Below are 2,040 nucleotides of genomic sequence, written 5' to 3' on the forward strand. Positions count from 1 at the left end.
GTCTCCTGTTCTCTGGTCCCGGTCATCAGGCCACGCTTTCTCGACACGATCAAGCATGAACGGCTCCAGCTATATTCCCAACTGGGAATGGCGATCGAGACGGCTCGGGTTTTCCCATTAGGATGGTGAAGCGAGAACGGAAAAGGCCTATCAAAGGCCCCGCTCACCAGCTTTTGGAAACAGCCAGGTCGCAGATCTATATTTCACTGCTATAGCATTGGTTGCACCAATAGGCGGAACTACGGTGCCTCGGCTAGCGTGCGTTCATGAGAGCTGCGACGGGGTGAGGAGTGAGATCGGGATGGGTGGCATGGAGTTTAGGCATCATCGCGTTGCTCGCGTGGCAAGCTCCTGGCATGGCTGAGCGGCTCGGCCACGTCACCGGCATTGGTGGCATCTTTGTAAAGAGCAAGGACCCCAAGGCGTTAGCGCGCTGGTATAAAGAAGTGCTGGGGTTGGATGTCGCAGCCTGGGGCGGGGCAGCGCTGCCCTTCGACGCGCCAGGGCATCCGCCGAAGGTCTCCTGGATCGCCTTCCTAGATAGCACTGATCACATGATGCCCTCCACGCGGGAGTTCATGGTCAACTTCGCCGTGGACGACATGGACGCGATGATCGCGCGGCTGACGGCGAAAGGCGTTCCCATACTCAAGCGGGACGATGCCGACCCATTCGGCCGGTTCGCCTGGATACAGGACCCGGACGGCACCAAGATCGAGCTCTGGCAACCAAAATAGGATGCAGCCGATGTGCCGGTCGGCCGATCAACAGGCCGTCCGGCGCCAAGGTGAAAGAAGCTCGTAACGCGTCACCTCGGTCGCGCCGCTCTCGGCAGCCCGCAACAGACCCCGGTCGATCAGGTGAAGTACGGCGTCCTGTGCGCTGCGCTTGGAAAGTCGGGTGCGTTCGGCGAGCTGGACGTGGCTGATGCGCGCGAAGCCCACCTCCGCCGAGGCAAACAGCGATAGGTAGATCAGGAAAGCCGATGTCCGGCGATCGTGACCGACCAGATCGCGCATGAGGGTGTCGAGGACGTAAGCGTCCAACGCGTACTGCTTGTCGCTCATTGCTATAGCAATGAGCATCTCGCGGGCGCGCCGCAACTGATCCGCGGCCAGAAAGGTCAGCCGTGATCCGAAAGCTGAACTACGTCGGCATTCCAACCCGCGACCAAGACGGTGGGGTGGCCTTCTGGACGGAGATTATGGGTTTCGTGATTGCGACCGACCGCTCGATCGAGAAAGGCGCTGGATCGAAATGACCATCCCCGGTGCGCAGACCGGCATCCTTCTTTTTACGCCTGAGGGGCATGAAGAGAGGATCGGCACCTTCTTCAACGGATCGTTCGGCTGCGACAATGTGCAATATGAGTATGATGGACTGTCGGCGAGAGGTGTGACCTTCCTCGGGCCGCCGTTGACCAAGCCTTTCTCGCACGTCTATTTCAATGATCCCGACGGTAATACCTTCTTCCTGTCTAGCAGGTAACAGAAGTCCGCCCCGTTCCCGAATGGGAACGTCTGGTGAGCAAAAACGGGCAGCGCTATCCCGAAAGCAGCGCCGTCCCGGTGCGGCCACCTCTCAGATTCTCGAAAACCGTTCTCAAAATGCTTTTCTCACGATCCGCATTTTAGACGGAGTTATGAGAAGGGATCGACATACTCATCGGCCATGCTCGGGCGGCCTACGTTAGTTAGCCTCGAATATTAGTCGCCGTGACGGCGACCTCCGCCTGAGTCAGCGCGGCATCTGTCGTATAGATCTCTGCGTCCAGTTCGATCGCCAGGGCCAAACACGCTCTATCTCCCAGCGAAAGGCCGAGAGGCCGCGTCGCAGGGCGCAGGTCTCCAATCAGCATTGCCTGTGATTGCGATAAAGGCCGAACGTCGAGATGTAAGCCACCCAAGGCCTCTCTCACCTCATCCAGTGATAGGCCACGCTCACGCAGTTTCGATACAACCTCGGCATAGTTCGTTGCGCCTATAAGCGATCGGGGCAGTATCTCTGCAACCCGGTCGGCCCCCGGCTCATCGTTTAGCA

The 2,040-nt window shown here is 58.9% G+C and carries 4 protein-coding genes; 2 read left to right on the top strand and 2 right to left on the bottom strand.

All coding sequences use genetic code 11. The features are described 5' to 3' along the window. Positions 1 to 356 precede the first annotated feature (356 nt). Complete coding sequence (locus tag EWE75_RS24365; RefSeq protein WP_130160604.1) at positions 357 to 737, top strand: VOC family protein; 381 nt, start codon at positions 357 to 359, stop codon at positions 735 to 737. 27 nt (positions 738 to 764) lie between these two features. Here the strand turns inward: EWE75_RS24365 and EWE75_RS24370 are convergent, their stop codons facing one another. Further along, positions 765 to 1,067, bottom strand: coding sequence for a helix-turn-helix domain-containing protein (locus EWE75_RS24370; protein ID WP_130160605.1), 303 nt, complete (start codon positions 1,065 to 1,067; stop codon positions 765 to 767). Positions 1,068 to 1,257: 190 nt separating this feature from the next. Between EWE75_RS24370 and EWE75_RS24375 the strand changes: the two genes are divergently transcribed. Beyond that, positions 1,258 to 1,488 (top strand): VOC family protein, encoded by a 231-nt coding sequence (locus EWE75_RS24375; protein WP_206364885.1) that lies wholly within the window; start codon positions 1,258 to 1,260, stop codon positions 1,486 to 1,488. A gap of 205 nt (positions 1,489 to 1,693) precedes the next feature. Here EWE75_RS24375 and EWE75_RS25395 read toward each other — a convergent pair. Beyond that, positions 1,694 to 2,040 (bottom strand): type II toxin-antitoxin system VapC family toxin (locus EWE75_RS25395; protein ID WP_206364886.1); only part of this gene is annotated, 347 nt, incomplete at its 5' end.

The sequence above is a fragment of the Sphingomonas populi genome (assembly GCF_004208535.1).
GTDB classification, from domain to species: domain Bacteria; phylum Pseudomonadota; class Alphaproteobacteria; order Sphingomonadales; family Sphingomonadaceae; genus Sphingomonas; species Sphingomonas populi.